The organism is Nocardia flavorosea NBRC 108225 (assembly GCF_001613385.1).
In the GTDB taxonomy this organism is placed as follows: Bacteria; Actinomycetota; Actinomycetes; order Mycobacteriales; family Mycobacteriaceae; genus Nocardia; species Nocardia flavorosea.
The window spans coordinates 426,325-440,660 of the sequence record NZ_BDCG01000008.1 but is presented as its reverse complement, the minus strand read 5'-3'; the positions used below and the strand labels follow the sequence as shown (position 1 = coordinate 440,660).

Below are 14,336 nucleotides of genomic sequence, written 5' to 3'. Positions count from 1 at the left end.
CGGGCAGGCAGCCGGCTGTGCCGCTTGCCCGGACCGGTCCGGCGGTAAATATCCAGGCATCCGGTCGCGCGATCTCGGCTGCCCCCGCGCCTTCATCCCGTGTCGTGGCGGTCAGCGGAGGCTAGAATTCTGGCAGCGACCGCGGATGTACGCGGTCGGCGAATCGAGCTGGAGGTGGTCCGATGGCTATGCCTGCCCCGAGACTGGACCGGTGGACCTCGGCCGATCTCGATCGGATGCCCGAAGACGGATTGCGATACGAGGTGTTGAATGGCCAGCTCGTCGTGAATGCAGCTCCCAAGCCCCGGCACCAGTGGCTCATCCAGCGGCTGAGCCGGATGCTCGACGATGTTGTACCGGCGGACTGTGTGGTCCTGGAAGGTGTCGGCGCCTTGATCGCGGACGATGAGCCCATCCCGGACCTGATAGTGGCCGAAGGGCCGATTTCCTGGGATGCGCGGGGGATACCTGCGGAACAAGTGCGGCTGGCCGTCGAGGTGGTCTCCGGCTCCACCACACTGGCGGATCGGATGACGAAACCGGTGGTTTATGCCGCCGCCGGAATCCCGCACTACTGGCGTTTCGAGATCAACCCGTTCAAGGGCCGGTTACCGGGGGAGGAGCTACCGGTCCTGTTCGCCCACACGCTCGGGTCCGAACAGGTCTACGAACAGACCCACCGGGTTTGCGCGGGCGATACCGCGACTCTGCACGGCCCGTTCGAGATCACCCTCGCCCCGTTGGACCTACTTCCCTGACTGCACCGGGCGGCGGGTCGTCCGCGACCGTTCAGCGCGGGGCGCGGTCCAGGCGGATCGATGCGGTCAGGGCGCGATGGTCCGCGCCGGGTATATCGAGGGTTTCGACTGCGACCGCATGCCCCCCGGCGATGAGTATGTGGTCGATCCCCACCAGCGGCGGCCACCACTTATCGGTGGGATAGGTGACCAGATGGCCGGCGCCCGCCTGAACGACGGCGTCGTCGAAACGCCCGGACAGCATGGCCCGGAATTGGGCGTGATCGTATGTCGCGTTGAAATCGCCGCCGACGATGGCCGGGCGATCCGCGGGAGCATTCTCCAGAACCGCATGCAAACGGGATAATTCGTCTGCCCAGACATCGATGTCGTAGACCGGGGGAACCGGGTGGAACGCGAATACCGAAACCGGCCCCGCGTCCGGGATCGCGGCGGTCGCCGAGAGCTGGTTCAGCACGTATCCGTCGTATTCGACGGTGTCCGACAGCGGGTAACGGCTCCAGATCCCGGTCCCGGCCGCGGTCCGGGCGGGCGAGAGGTACCGATAGGGCAGCAACCGGTCGAGACCCGCCCCGCCGAGCGCGCCGATCGCCGCCGGAGTGAGTTCGTTGACGGTGAGCAACTCGATATTGCGCTCCCGCACCTGGTCGACCAGGGCCCGCGGGTCCGCTCCGTCGAACAGTAGATTGGCCTGCATCACCCGCACCAGCCGGCCGTCCTCGTCGCCGGCGCGACCGTAATACAACGGAAGCTGGGTCCATAGGGCCACCACCACGACGACGAGCGCGACCCCTGCACCGCTCCAGCGCCGCAACCCCAGAAACACCACCACCCCGGCAATCGACAAGCACATGAGGTACGGCGCAACCGATGCCGCCAGAACCGGTAAACGAGCCGATAACCGGCTGAAATGCAGTATCACCCCGGCAGCCCCGGCAGCGGTCGCGAGCCACGGGATCGAGTCCACGCCCACCCGGACGAATTTCGACACCACGTTCGACAGATAACCACAGTCCTGTGCCCGATATCTTGTGCTGCTCGGTGGCGGACTCCGACTCCGGAGCCGGTCCGGCGGCCGCGCGGGCCATTCAGCGTGCGCCGGGCGTCGATGTTTGCGTGCCAGGTTTCGCCCGACTGTGTGGTGGATCAGGGCTGTGAGATCGAAGTCTTCGGCGAAGTAGCTCTCGGAATGGCGGCACCGGCCGACCCGATGACGCCGGCGATCCGTCGGCACCGGGCGGCGGCCCTCTGATTCGCCTCTCCGCACACAGTGATCGACTGACACGACCGATCTCGCCCGGCCGGGTGACGGGTTGTTTCGGCGTGCCGCCCGGTGAATACGCAGACCGGGCCGATCATGACCGCATGGCATCTCGACGGATCAGCGGCTCGGCGCATCTGTGGCGTAATGCGGGCACCGTGATTTGTGGTCTGCTGTTCTACTACTTCGTTCCGGTGGGGTTCGATTTCGCCGGTTACTGGCCCACACGGGTGCTGACCCTGGTCGCCTTCGTCCTCGGTGTGGCCGGGCTGGCGTGGCTCGCCTACCGGCGGATCGGGCAGTTCCTGGCGGCGAGCCGCGATACCGCCCATCGGGTCGACGGTCTGCTGTATCTGGTCTGTCTGGTGGTGTTGTTCTTCGCGCTCTTCTATTACGTGCTCGAAATGCGCGATCCCGGCCAGTTCACCGAACTCCGCACCCGCAGCGATGCGCTCTACTACACCGTCGCGACCCTGGGAACTGTCGGTTTCGGCGATATCCACGCGGCCGGCCAGGCGGCGCGGATCGCCACCACGGTGCAGATGGCGTTCGACCTGGTGGTGGTCGGCACTCTGATCACGGTGACGAGTACCGGCATCACCCGGCGTTTGGACGCCGCGAATGTCACCGGTGCCCGGTAGCCTGGTCGCGTGCCCGAACTACCGGAGGTGGAGGCGCTGGCGCAGTTCCTGCGGGAACACGCGGTCGGTGCGGTGGTGGGTCGGATCGATGTGGCGGCGTACAGCGCCATCAAAACCTTCGACCCGCCGGTGACGGCGCTGTCCGGGCGCGACGTCACGGGAGCCGCGCGGTGGGGGAAGTTCCTCGGCATGGAGTGCGGTGGATTGTGGCTGATCACCCATCTGTCCCGGGCAGGATGGTTGCGCTGGACCGACAACCCGAGCACGAGCCCGCCGAAGCCCGGCCGCGGGCCGCTGGCGTTGCGGGTGCATTTCTTCACCCCGGAGGGGGCCACACCCGCTTTCGACCTCACCGAGGCCGGTACCAGGAAACGGCTGGCGGTTTATATCGTGCACGATCCGGCGGACGTGCCCGGGATCGCCCGGCTCGGACCGGACGCGCTCGCCGTCACCGAGCCGGAGTTCGCGGCGATCCTCGGGGCGGTGTCGGGCCGGATCAAGAATGTGCTGGTCGATCAGACCGTGCTCGCCGGGATCGGCAACGCCTACTCCGACGAAATACTGCACACCGCCCGGATCTCCCCGTTCGCCACCGCGAAGACCATGCCGGCCGCCAAGCTGTCCGCGCTCTACGACGCCCTGCGCTCGGTGCTCACGGATGCGGTCGCCCGGTCGGTGGGGCAGGACGCGGCGCGGCTCAAGGGGGAGAAACGTTCGGGTATGCGAGTGCACGGCCGCACCGGTATGCCCTGCCCAGTGTGCGGGGATACCGTCCGCGAGGTCGCGTTCACGGACCGGTCGTTCCAGTACTGCCCGACCTGCCAGACCGGTGGGAAGATCCTCGCCGATCGCCGGATGTCGCGGCTGCTGAAGTAGGCCCGGAACCGAGACCGCTACGACTACCGCCGATTCAGGCTTCGACGAATGGTCCGCACCGTACGTCGAAACCTGCGACCGGTTGCAGGAGCAGAATCGGCGACAGTCTTGACCGGTCAGTCGGCGGAGTTCCGGTCCGAAGCGGCCGGCGGAGCTGCTCGCCCGGATTTCGAGACCGGATCCGCGTCACCGTAGGTTCCGCCCTCCGAGGAGGTCCTGCTGGTGGGTTCCCCGTCGCCGTCGGTTCCGGCGGTGCGTCGCCCGGTTTCGCCGGTGGGGTTGTCGGTGCTGTCGGTTCCGGTGCGTCGCTCGGTTTCCCCGGTGGAGTTGTCGCCGGTGTCGGTTCCGGCCCCGGCGTCGCTGGTAGGCGGCTCGACGCTGTCGACCAGCTTCTCCGCAACGGTGGCCGCAACTTCGGTCGGGGCTCCCGCCGCGTTCTCCGAGGTGATCTTCCCGAGCAGCGTGCCGTCGCCACCTGCCTCACTCACCGGCGCATTCTCGCCGGGCGTTGTGGCGCGGCCGCCGGCCGAAGTTGCCGGGGCGGTGCCGCCCGCCGGCACCAGTTGGGGCGCACGCACTCCCGCCCACAGCTTGCGCTGCAAGCTGTCGGGATCGTTCTCCACCCGGCCGGGATCGTCGATGATCAGTGTGCTGCGCTCCGCCTCGGTGTAGCGCGGCCACACCGGCAACGGCTCGCCCGTGCGGGCGAAGTTCAGCCAGTTGTCCTGGATCTGGCGGGTCACCGCCAGCAGGCCGCGCCGGCTGCCGCCGATGGTCAATGCCCGGCTCCACGGTTCGTAGACGGCACCGAAGGTGGGCAGCAGATCGGTCGCATGGGTCGCGCCCAGTTTGTACAGCTGCAGCAGCCTGGGCGCGAAATCGTAGCGGTAGGCGTAGGTGGGGCTGTGCCGGCTGTGTCCCTCCATCGCCTCCAGCGAGGGGCGCCAGAAGAAGTAATCGCCGCCCGCACGGATGGCCGCCGCCTCTCCGGGGAAACCGGGATAGGTATAGAACACCTGGGGATAGTGGTCCGGGCCGGCGACCGAGAGCGCACGCTTCAGCCGCTCGGGCCGGGTGGGCAGGGAATCGGTGAACCGGTTGAACAGGGCACCCTCGTTGCGGCAGGTGCCGATGATCAGCGGAACCCGATGGGAATATCCCTCGGCGAACGCATCGATCGGGGTGCGCGGCAGGAGATCCCCATCGGCCACCGGCGCCGCGGGGAAGAAACCTGGGCATTCGGTCATGGCCGCATTGGATGCCCGGTTGAAGGCGCGCCGGATATCGTGCGGATCCGCTTCGCGCAACAGCCGGTTCGCGTCCGCCGGGGCAATCCGGAGTTCGGCCAGGACCCGGTGGGCGAATTCACTCGCCTCGGCCTTCGTCAAACCCCAATCCGCGGGCGCGCTCTGGGCGATACCGCGGTGGAACAGCCCGGCGGCAGACGGGGTGGCCATCAGACTCAGCACGGCATGGGCGCCCGCCGATTCACCGAAGATCGTCACATTCCCGGGATCACCGCCGAATTCGGCGATATTGGTCTGTACCCAGCGCAGCGCGGCGATCTGGTCGCGCAGGCCGAGGTTCGACTCGTATGGGCTGCCGGACGTGGAGAATTCGGAGAAATCGGCGTACCCGAATGCCCCCAGGCGGTAGTTGATCGACACCACGACCACATCGCCGTCGGCTGCCAGCTGTACCCCGCCGTAGAGGCGCAGCGCGGAGGTGCCGAACAGGTTGCCGCCGCCGTGGATGAATACCATCACCGGCCGCGGCCGCACGGCGGCAGAAACGGGAGCCACGACATTGAGTGTCAGTGAATCCTCGCTCATTTCCTGTAACTTGCGCGGCCCGATCCGGACACCGAAGCTGGGCTGGATTCCCGCCGCCCGGAAGTAGGTGGCGTCGCGGATATCGGTCCACGGCTGTACCGGTTGCGGGGCGCGGAACCGCAGGTCGCCGACGGGTGGCGCGGCGTAGGGCAGCGATCGCCAGTACCGGACGCGGCGGCCCCGTCCACCTCGGACGATACCGTCGGCGGTGGTGACCTGTTCGGTGACGTGCCCGCCGGATATCGGCGAGTGCCCTCCGCCGATACGCTCCGCTGCCGGCTCCGGGAGTGACTCGCTCATGTGGCCGATGGTAACGACGACCGGTCGGTCTCCAACAGCCGTAACCAGAATTCGCTCACCGCGGGGAACGCCGGGACCGCGTGCCACAGCGCCTCCAGCGGAACCCGCCCGGCGACCGCGATCGTGGCGGCATGTAGCTGCTCCCCGATATCGGGACCCACGAAGGTGGCACCGAGCAGGGTATCGGTGGTGTTGTCGACAACGAGCGCGGCGTGGCCCCGGTAGTCGTCGCGGGTCAGCGCCGAACCCGCGACCTCGATATCCACTCCTACCGTGCGGATATCGTGCCCGGCACGGCGGGCGGCATCGGCTGTCAGGCCCACGGCGCCTACTTCGGGATCGGTGAAAACGACCTGGGGGACAGCATGCCTGTCCGCGCTGGCGCGGTATCGGGGATCCGTCAGCGGCCGGCCCTCCGCCCGGGCCGCGATCACATCGCCGCATACGCGTGCCTGGTACTTGCCCATATGGGTGAGTGCGGCCCGGTGGTTGATATCGCCGACGGCATACAGCCAGTCACCGGGTACCCCGGTGACGGTCAGTTGATCATCCACCTCGACATATCCGGGCTTCAGCCCGACGGTTTCGAGGCCGATATCGTCGCCGTTGGGGGTACGGCCGGTGGCCACTACGATTTCGTCGGCGAGCACCGTGGTCTCGCCGCCGGGGCCCTCGGCGTGCACCGTGACGGGTCCGCCGTGGATCCTGCCTTCCCCGTGGTCTGCCGCTGCCGGACGCCGGATCCGCTGCGGGCCGGTCCCGAATTCGATATCCACGCCGCGGGCCGTGAGTGCCTCGGCCACCCGCTCCCCGGCGAACTGTTCGACACCGGTGAGCAGCCGGTTTCCGCGCACCAGGACGGTGACTTCGGCGCCGAGCGCCGACAACCAGGTCGCGGCCTCACAGGCCACCACACCGCCACCGATCACCACGACACGTTTCGGGATCTCGCGCAGGTTGGTCACATCGCGCGAAGTCCAGGGCAGGGCCTCGCGCAGACCGGGGATATCGGGTACGGACGCCCGGCTGCCGGTGGCGAGCACCACGGCCAGGCGGGCGTGCAGTTCGTGTTCGCCGATCCGGATCCTGCGAACGCCGGCGAGCCGGCCGGCGCCGCGGATCACGTCGATACCCTGCTGCGCGGCCCAGTCGAGCTGGCCCGAATCGTCGTGGCCGCCGTCGCGGGCGTGGACGAATTCGTCGCGCCGGCGCAGTACCGCGCCCACATCGGGGCCGCGGGCCTCGATGCCGGGCAGGCCGCGCGCGGAACTCAGTACATGCCCCGGCCGCAACAGAGCCTTACTGGGAATACAGGCCCAGTACGAGCATTCGCCGCCGACCCGTTCGCGTTCCACAATGGCCGCGGTGCGGTCGCTGCCCGCGGTCGCATAGGCGGCGGCATTCTCACCGGCCGGTCCGCCACCCACGACGATGACATCGTATTCCTTTGCCGCGGAATCTATTCCGGTCATCGTGGCCGCCTACTGCAGGTATCCCTCGACCTGTCCCGGCGGTCGTGGCTGCGCCTCGTCGGGGGATTCGTCGCGATCGATACGGGCCCGTCGCTGCCGGAGCAGATCCCAGCACTGATCGAGCATGACTTCCACTTCGGCCAGGCGGCGCCGCTCCACATCGGGATCGAGCTCCCCGCGTGAGGCTCGCGACCGCAGGTCGTGCTCGTGGTCGACCAGTTCCTTGATCCGCCCGAGTATGTCCTGTTCGGTCATGGGAGACCATGCTACGACCCGCAGGCCGATTACCAGCTCATTCAGCGGGGCGCAGCAGGTAGATATCCATGATCCAGCCCTTGCGTGCCCGCAACTCCGCGCGCCGGCGCACGATTTCCGCGCCGATCTCGCCGGCCCTGCCGTGGAACAGCGTTTCGTCCGGCATTCCGAGGTAGGCGCCCCACCAGATGTAGGTATCGCCCGGGACGGAGGTGAACGCACAGTCGGCGTCGAGCATGACCACCGTCGATCCGCCGCCCAGCCCCTCGGCGCGCAACCGCCGCCCGGTGGTGATGTGCACCGGTTCGCCGATCCGGTGCAGGACGATCCGATGCCGGGCCGCGAGGGCGTGCACGCTGGTCACCCCGGGAATCACGGTGTAGTCGAAGGCCAGTGTGCCGCGGGCCAGTACCTGTTCGACCATGCGCAGGGTGCTGTCGTAGAGCGCCGGATCCCCCCACACCAGGATCGCCCCCACACCTTCGGTGCCGGCGAACGCCTCTTCCAGCAACATCGAACGGCGTTCGTGCCAATCGAGCACGGTCGCGTTGTAGTCGGCCGGTGTGCGGTCGCGCGGCGGGTCGGGGATCTCGACGATCCGGTAGGGACGGCCGGCGTGCTCGTCGAGGATCGCGGTGCGCACATCCACGAGCTGCTGTTTCTCGGTGCCCTTGCCCATAACGAAGAAGACGTCGACCTCCCGCAGCGCCTTGACGGCCTGCATCGTCACCTGATCGGGGTCACCGGCGCCGATACCGATCACATACAGCTTCCGCATGGAGGTCAGCTTGGCAGGCCGGAGGCGGCGGCGATTGTGGGGGCGGTATCCGGCCGGGACGGTCGTACTCGTGGCAGCCGGCCGGATCGCTACGGCCGCGCACCGGCCACACGGAACCGTAGGCCGCGGCACCTGTGCCCTTTGAGCGCGCCGGGCAGTTCCGAGTGGCCCGCTCGCGGCCGATGGACCCTGCCCCGCATGCCTCCCTGCACCTCGCAGCGAGGACAGACACTCGCCGTGGAGGCCGCTCAGCCGCCGGTTCGTTCGCCCTGTCGTAGACGTGTGCACTGCACCCGCCGTCCCGATACGTGCGCGCTGACCTGGCAACCGCGGCCGAGTGGGTGCTGCGGACCAATGCGCGGGCGCGCGTGGGCGGGGCTCGGCATGGAGTTAAGCTCGGCCCGTGGCGAGCGCAGCGAACGATCCCGTGGTGAACGCAGCGAGCAACGCCGGCGCGAGCGCAGCGAAGAGTACGGCGGGCGTGGACGGTGGCCCTGGTACGAGCGCGGCGAGCCCCCGGGAGGCGGACCGCGCTCCGGACACCCAATACGAGGACCTCTTACGGAGGGTGCTCGACACCGGTACCGCCAAGGCAGACCGCACCGGCACCGGGACCCGTAGCGTGTTCGGGCATCAGCTCCGATACGACCTCTCCGCCGGCTTCCCGCTGATCACCACCAAAAAGGTCCATCTCAAATCGATCGTGTACGAGCTGCTGTGGTTCCTGCGCGGGGATTCCAATGTGCAGTGGCTGCAGGAGCACGGGGTCAGCATCTGGGACGAATGGGCCGGCGCCGACGGTGAGCTGGGGCCCGTCTACGGCGTGCAGTGGCGCTCCTGGCCCGCGCCCGACGGCCGCCATATCGACCAGATCGCGCAGGTGCTGCACACCCTGCGGACCGACCCGGATTCCCGGCGCATGCTCGTCTCGGCCTGGAATGTGGCCGAGCTCGACCGGATGGCGCTGGCACCCTGCCATGCCCTGTTCCAGTTCTATGTCGCCGACGGCCGGTTGTCCTGCCAGCTGTACCAGCGCAGCGCCGACCTGTTCCTCGGGGTGCCGTTCAATATCGCCAGTTACGCCCTGCTCACGGTGATGGTGGCTCAGCAGAGCGGGCTCGAACCCGGTGATTTCATCTGGACCGGCGGTGACTGCCATATCTACGACAATCACCACGAACAGGTCGCCGAACAGCTGACCCGTAACCCCTACCCGTTCCCGGAACTCGATCTCGCCCGGGCCCCGTCGCTGTTCGACTACCGGTACGAGGACGTGCGGATACTGGACTACCGCCATCACCCGGCGATCAAGGCTCCGGTGGCCGTATGACCGCACCGGGACGCGTCATCGGCATGATCTGGGCGCAGACGCCCGACGGAGTGATCGGGGTGGACAACACCATCCCGTGGCGGGTGCCCGAAGATATGGCGCTCTTCCGGGAGACGACCACCGGTCATCCCGTGGTGATGGGCCGGCGGACCTGGGAATCGCTACCGGAGCGTTTCCGCCCGCTGCCCGGCCGCCGCAATATCGTGGTGACCCGGCAGGCGGATTGGTCGGCCGTGGGTGCCGAAGCCGCCGGTTCCGTCCCGGCCGCGCTCGATCTGGCCGCCCCCGCGAACACCTGGGTGATGGGCGGTGGCGAGGTCTACCGCGCGGCGCTGCCGTATGCCACCGAACTCCTGATCACCGAGGTGGATACCGAGGTGTACGGGGATGCTTACGCCCCCGAAATCGGGCCGGAATGGCATTCCGCCGATGCGCAGGATTGGCTGGAGTCGTCCGGCGGCCTGCGCTATCGCACCCGCCGCTTCACCCGCTGAGCGGCCGCACTGCTCCAGCCGCCGGGTAGCGCAGGCGGATGCCCGGAGCACGTTGCGGGCGGGCGCCGCAGATGTGTCGCCCGGTGGCAAAAGGAGCACAGCTCGGAGAAACGGGGGAATGCCGCGTCCGGGTCGGGCATACTCGGCGATACGACCCCGTGATCACCAGCCCGGTCGCGGGTACGCGGAGGCGAAAGGCGGTTCATGGACAAGAAATCGCTGACAGCGGTGGCCCGGCAGCAGCTCAAGATGGCGGCGACCACCACCAGTGGCCGTAGTTCTCAGACGATCTACGGGGGACATGCCAATTCGTTGCGGCAGACGGTCGTCGGATTGTGCGCCGGCCAGTCGCTGGCCGAACACGACAACCAGGGCGAGGCCACCGTGCTGGTGCTCTCCGGCACGCTCACCCTGAACAGCGGCGACAACGAGTGGAAAGGATCGACCGGCGACCTGCTGGTGGTGCCGAAGGCCCGGCACAGCGTGCTGGCGATCGACGATGTGGCCTTCCTGCTGACTGTGGCCAAGTAGCCACCGGGAATGTGCGGGGCCGGGGCGGCTCGCCGGTAGTGTGATCGCCTATGGGGCAGCCGCAGCCGATACTCGAACCACTCACCCCGGCCGCGCATTTCCTCGTCGCCACCATCGAACCAGGTGGTGAGGCGGTGGCGCGGGATCTGCTGGCCGAGCTACCGGGTTTGCGGCGGGCGATCGGTTTCCGGCTTCCGGGGGCGGGGCTGGGGTGCATCACCGGTATCGGGTCGGCGGCATGGGACCGGCTTTTCGGCGGCCCCCGTCCGGCCGAACTGCACGAATTCCCCGGATACGACGGCCCGTTGCACCATGCCCCCGCGACCCCGGGCGATCTGCTGTTCCATATCCGCGCCCAAGCGCACGACGCCTGTTTCGAGTTGGCGATGGCCATCGGCGACCGGTTGGCCGGGGTGGGCGCGATCGTCGACGAAACCGTCGGGTTCCGGTATTTCGAACAACGCGATCTGCTGGGGTTCGTCGACGGCACCGAGAACCCCGAGGGTGCGTTCCCCGATTCGGCCGCCGGTGTGGCCGCGCTGATCGGGGCCGGCGATCCGGACTTCACCGGCGGCAGCTATGTGATCGTGCAGAAGTATCTGCACGATCTGCCGGCCTGGCGGGCCCTGCCGGTACAGGAGCAGGAGCGGGTCATCGGCCGGACCAAACTCGAGGATTTCGAACTGGACGAGGCGGACAAGCCCGCGGATTCGCATATCGCGGTGAACCAGGTGATCGAGCCCGACGGTACCGAACGGGAGATCCTGCGCGCGAATATGCCTTTCGGCAGTATCCGTGAGGGCGAGTTCGGCACGTATTTCGTCGGCTATTCGGCAACACCCCGGACCACCGAGATCATGCTGGAGCGGATGTTCCTCGGTACCGACGAGGCAACCCATGACCGGATTCTGGATTTTTCCACGGCCGTCACCGGCACCCTGTTCTTTGTTCCGCCGCAGGATTTCTTCGACGATCTGCCCGCGCCGCCGGCGGCGGATACCGCGGTGGAACCGGCCGGGAAAGCGGCGGTACAGCCGGGTCCGGCGCCGAGCGCGGACGGTTCACTCGGTATCGGCACATTGAAAAGGAGCAGCACCGTATGAACAACCTGCATCGTGAGCTCGCGCCGATCACGGACGCGGCCTGGGCCGTTATCGAAGAGGAGTCCGCGCGGACGTTCAAACGGCATAACGCCGGCCGCCGGGTGGTGGATCTTTCCGGACCGCACGGTACCGACTACTCCGCGCGTGGCCTCGGCCACACGACCCCGATCGCCGCCCCGAACGACGGGGTCGTGGCCCGGCAGCGGGTGGTGGCGCCACTGGTGGAGTTGCGGGTGCCGTTCACGCTGTCGCGGGAGGAACTCGACAATGTCGAGCGTGGTGCCCAGGACACCGACCTGGATCCGGTCAAGGACGCCGCCCGCAAGATCGCCTTCGCCGAGGACCGGGCCGTTTTCGAGGGCTACGCCGCCGCCGGGATCACCGGTATCCGGGCGGCCTCGTCGAACCGGGCGATCGCGCTCCCCGACGATGTCTTCGGGGTGCCCGAGGTGATCGCCCTGGCGGTGAGCCAGTTGCGGCTGGCCGGGGTCGACGGGCCGTATTCGGTACTGCTCAGCGCCGACCTGTACACCAAGGTCAGCGAGACCTCCAACCACGGCCATCCGCTGCGCACCCACCTGGAGCGCCTCGTACCCGACGGGGAGATCATCTGGGCGCCCGCTATCGACGGCGCCTTCGTGCTCACCACCCGAGGCGGGGATTTCGACCTCACCCTCGGCCAGGACCTGTCCATCGGCTATCTCGGCCATGATGCCGAAACCGTCCAGCTGTATTTCCAGCAGAGCATGACCTTCCAGGTCTATTCCGCCGAGGCCGCCGTAGCCCTGCACTGAGTGGATGCCGTGACGCCCGCTCCGGGGCGGGCGATCCGGTACCGTGTGGCCGGCAACACGTGTTCGGGTGAGTGGAGTCGGTATGCACAGGGTGCACGCGGGTGTGGTGCCCACCGGGCGGGCGCTGGGTTACGGTATGGCCGGGACGGCGGTCGTGATGGCCGTGACGGTGCCTACGGTGCTGCTGTTCGGGGCCGGTCGCGTCTTCACCGGGCTGGTGCTCGGGGCGCTGCTCGCTGTGGTGGCCCTGTTCGCCCTGTTCAAGCGGGATGTCGTCGTATTGGCCGAAGACGCGATTCACCGGCGTACCCCGTGGTCGGTGACCAGTATCGAATGGGATCGGGTGATCGCCGGGCGGTTCGGACTGGACGAGCGGTCGCGGTGGGCCCTCGCGCTGGATCTGACCGAGGGTGAGGAATTGCACAGCGAACTGATTCTCCTATCCATTCCGCCGGTGTCCGGTCCGGTATCCGGCGCCTATGACCTGCGAAAACGCGAACAAATCACCGAAATTCGGAATATCTTGCGGCACAAGAGAATTCCCGTAACCGTGTTACCTGATATCGCCGGTGCCCTGGAAAAACACTGGCAGATCGCACCACCTGTCCGCTGAACCTGGGACACGCCCGGGTCACCGGCCCGGACACGGTACTGCGTGGGCGGACCGTCCGGATTGCTGCGATCATGTATCTCGACCGCAGTGAGGCAGAGGAGAGGGCTGGTGCACGTCGTCCGGACAATTGTGGGGGTTCTGACATTGGTCACGACGCTGTGCGCCGGACTGCCAGTGGTCGCGCATGCGGATACGTCTTGGTACCCGGGGCTCCTGTTATCCGCGGAACCGATCGGCCGCGAATGGGGCGGACTCGACGATGTCCAGCGCATCGGCTATGTCACCACGGGGCCCGGCGGGAAACTCATTGCCGCGGAAGCTCTGGTTCGGGTTCCGGATGGTCCCGCCCCGGACGGCGGCTACCGGATCGTCGCATGGGATCACGGCACTTCCGGTGTGGGGCAGCAGTGCGGACTGACCGGTTCTCCCCAGCTCGAAGAGGAGACGGGACCGATCGTGCGCCGGCTCAACGATGCCGGTTACGCGGTGGTCGCGCCCGACTACATCGGTTTGAGTCCGGGGTCCCCGGTGCCGCACCCATATCTGCAGACCAGCACAGCCGCCAGCGCTACCATCGACGCGGTACGTGCCACCCGCGCCGCCGTAGGCGGTCTCTCCACCAGTTGGGGTGTCACCGGATTCTCTCAGGGTGGTCACGCCGCGCTCGGCGCCGGCCGGTACGCCCCGGAGTACGCCCCCGAGCTCGATTTCCGCGGGACAGTCGCCCTGGCGCCGGTCAGCAATATGGAGCACATCTTCCTGCGCTCCAGGCCGGACCAGCTCGAGCTGCCGGGCTTCGCCGGTCGGGCCGTCACACTCGTACTGTCCGGTATGGTCGGCGCGGGGCTCGATATCGACGACTATCTCACCCCGGCCGGCCGGGATTTCGTTGGTGAGCTCAGAACCTCCTGTAACTCCGGCACCGGCCGGATGCTGGCCGAAGCGCAGATCGGCAATATGTTGACGCGGCCGCTGAACGATCCAGAGTTTGCGCCGATGATGCGCGACTACATGGGCGTGCCGGTCAGCGGTTACCAGGACCCGATTCTGGTCGTACACGGCGTCTACGACGCTGTCGTCCCCCTACCTCTCACCCTCGCCCTCACCGGCCAGTTCTTGCTGAACGGAACCCAACACCAACTCCGTATCCTCGAGGCCGGCCACAATGTACTCCAGCAGGGCGGGCTGGATCACGCACTCGACTTCTTCGCCCGCGAGCTTCCGCCGGGCTGAGCCCGCACCGTCGTCACGATGTGCCGGTAAGTCTGTGGCTCGACCGGCACCAGGGTCGCGCCGGT

15 protein-coding genes are annotated in these 14,336 nt (G+C 67.7%); 10 read left to right on the top strand and 5 right to left on the bottom strand.

Annotation, left to right across the window (positions count from 1 at the left end; translation table 11 throughout):
* Positions 1-182: 182 nt before the first annotated feature.
* Positions 183-758 carry a Uma2 family endonuclease gene (locus NFL01S_RS10185; RefSeq protein WP_062973713.1) on the top strand — a complete coding sequence of 192 codons (576 nt, stop codon included), beginning with the start codon at positions 183-185 and terminating at the stop codon, positions 756-758.
* Between the two features lie 31 nt (positions 759-789).
* On the opposite strand, the gene NFL01S_RS10180 is transcribed toward NFL01S_RS10185, so the two are convergent.
* The gene (locus NFL01S_RS10180; RefSeq protein ID WP_063915898.1) at positions 790-1,752 is read right to left on the bottom strand and encodes an endonuclease/exonuclease/phosphatase family protein; all 963 of its coding nucleotides are present in this window, start codon (positions 1,750-1,752) and stop codon (positions 790-792) included.
* Positions 1,753-2,123: 371 nt separating this feature from the next.
* Between NFL01S_RS10180 and NFL01S_RS10175 the strand changes: the two genes are divergently transcribed.
* Entirely contained in the window at positions 2,124-2,660 is a 537-nt protein-coding gene (locus tag NFL01S_RS10175; protein WP_062973847.1) for a potassium channel family protein, read from the top strand.
* 9 nt (positions 2,661-2,669) lie between these two features.
* Positions 2,670-3,536: an Fpg/Nei family DNA glycosylase gene (locus tag NFL01S_RS10170; RefSeq protein WP_062973712.1), complete on the top strand. Its 867-nt coding sequence runs from the start codon at positions 2,670-2,672 to the stop codon at positions 3,534-3,536.
* A 116-nt stretch (positions 3,537-3,652) separates the two neighbouring features.
* On the opposite strand, the gene NFL01S_RS10165 is transcribed toward NFL01S_RS10170, so the two are convergent.
* From NFL01S_RS10165 to cobF, 4 genes are read right to left on the bottom strand one after another with little or no spacing between them, the layout of a single operon-like run.
* A complete protein-coding gene (locus NFL01S_RS10165) occupies positions 3,653-5,668 on the bottom strand; it encodes a carboxylesterase family protein (RefSeq protein ID WP_063915897.1) in 2,016 nt (671 codons plus the stop codon).
* Entirely contained in the window at positions 5,665-7,140 is a 1,476-nt protein-coding gene (locus NFL01S_RS10160) for a dihydrolipoyl dehydrogenase family protein (RefSeq protein ID WP_062973710.1), read from the bottom strand. The genes NFL01S_RS10165 and NFL01S_RS10160 overlap by 4 nt, the downstream gene beginning before the upstream one ends.
* Positions 7,141-7,149: 9 nt before the next feature.
* A complete protein-coding gene (locus NFL01S_RS10155; protein ID WP_062973709.1) occupies positions 7,150-7,395 on the bottom strand; it encodes a DUF2630 family protein in 246 nt (81 codons plus the stop codon).
* A 37-nt stretch (positions 7,396-7,432) separates the two neighbouring features.
* Positions 7,433-8,173 carry a precorrin-6A synthase (deacetylating) gene (cobF, locus tag NFL01S_RS10150; RefSeq protein WP_062973708.1) on the bottom strand — a complete coding sequence of 247 codons (741 nt, stop codon included), beginning with the start codon at positions 8,171-8,173 and terminating at the stop codon, positions 7,433-7,435.
* Between the two features lie 481 nt (positions 8,174-8,654).
* Between cobF and NFL01S_RS10145 the strand changes: the two genes are divergently transcribed.
* The 7 genes from NFL01S_RS10145 (at position 8,655) to NFL01S_RS10115 (ending at position 14,271) form a co-directional block, all read left to right on the top strand.
* A complete protein-coding gene (locus NFL01S_RS10145) occupies positions 8,655-9,503 on the top strand; it encodes a thymidylate synthase (protein WP_062973845.1) in 849 nt (282 codons plus the stop codon).
* Entirely contained in the window at positions 9,500-9,997 is a 498-nt protein-coding gene (locus NFL01S_RS10140) for a dihydrofolate reductase (RefSeq protein ID WP_062973707.1), read from the top strand. The genes NFL01S_RS10145 and NFL01S_RS10140 overlap by 4 nt, the downstream gene beginning before the upstream one ends.
* Positions 9,998-10,201: 204 nt before the next feature.
* On the top strand, positions 10,202-10,528 hold the full coding sequence (locus tag NFL01S_RS10135; RefSeq protein WP_062973705.1) for a cupin domain-containing protein: 327 nt from the start codon (positions 10,202-10,204) through the stop codon (positions 10,526-10,528).
* Positions 10,529-10,578: 50 nt separating this feature from the next.
* Positions 10,579-11,631, top strand: a complete 1,053-nt coding sequence (locus NFL01S_RS10130; protein WP_062973703.1) for a Dyp-type peroxidase — start codon at positions 10,579-10,581, stop codon at positions 11,629-11,631.
* Positions 11,628-12,425 (top strand): family 1 encapsulin nanocompartment shell protein, encoded by a 798-nt coding sequence (locus tag NFL01S_RS10125; RefSeq protein ID WP_062973701.1) that lies wholly within the window; start codon positions 11,628-11,630, stop codon positions 12,423-12,425. The genes NFL01S_RS10130 and NFL01S_RS10125 overlap by 4 nt, the downstream gene beginning before the upstream one ends.
* Positions 12,426-12,507: 82 nt before the next feature.
* A complete protein-coding gene (locus tag NFL01S_RS10120) occupies positions 12,508-13,038 on the top strand; it encodes a hypothetical protein (RefSeq protein WP_062973699.1) in 531 nt (176 codons plus the stop codon).
* Positions 13,039-13,146: 108 nt separating this feature from the next.
* Complete coding sequence (locus tag NFL01S_RS10115; RefSeq protein WP_245670589.1) at positions 13,147-14,271, top strand: alpha/beta fold hydrolase; 1,125 nt, start codon at positions 13,147-13,149, stop codon at positions 14,269-14,271.
* The last annotated feature ends 65 nt before the right edge of the window (positions 14,272-14,336 follow it).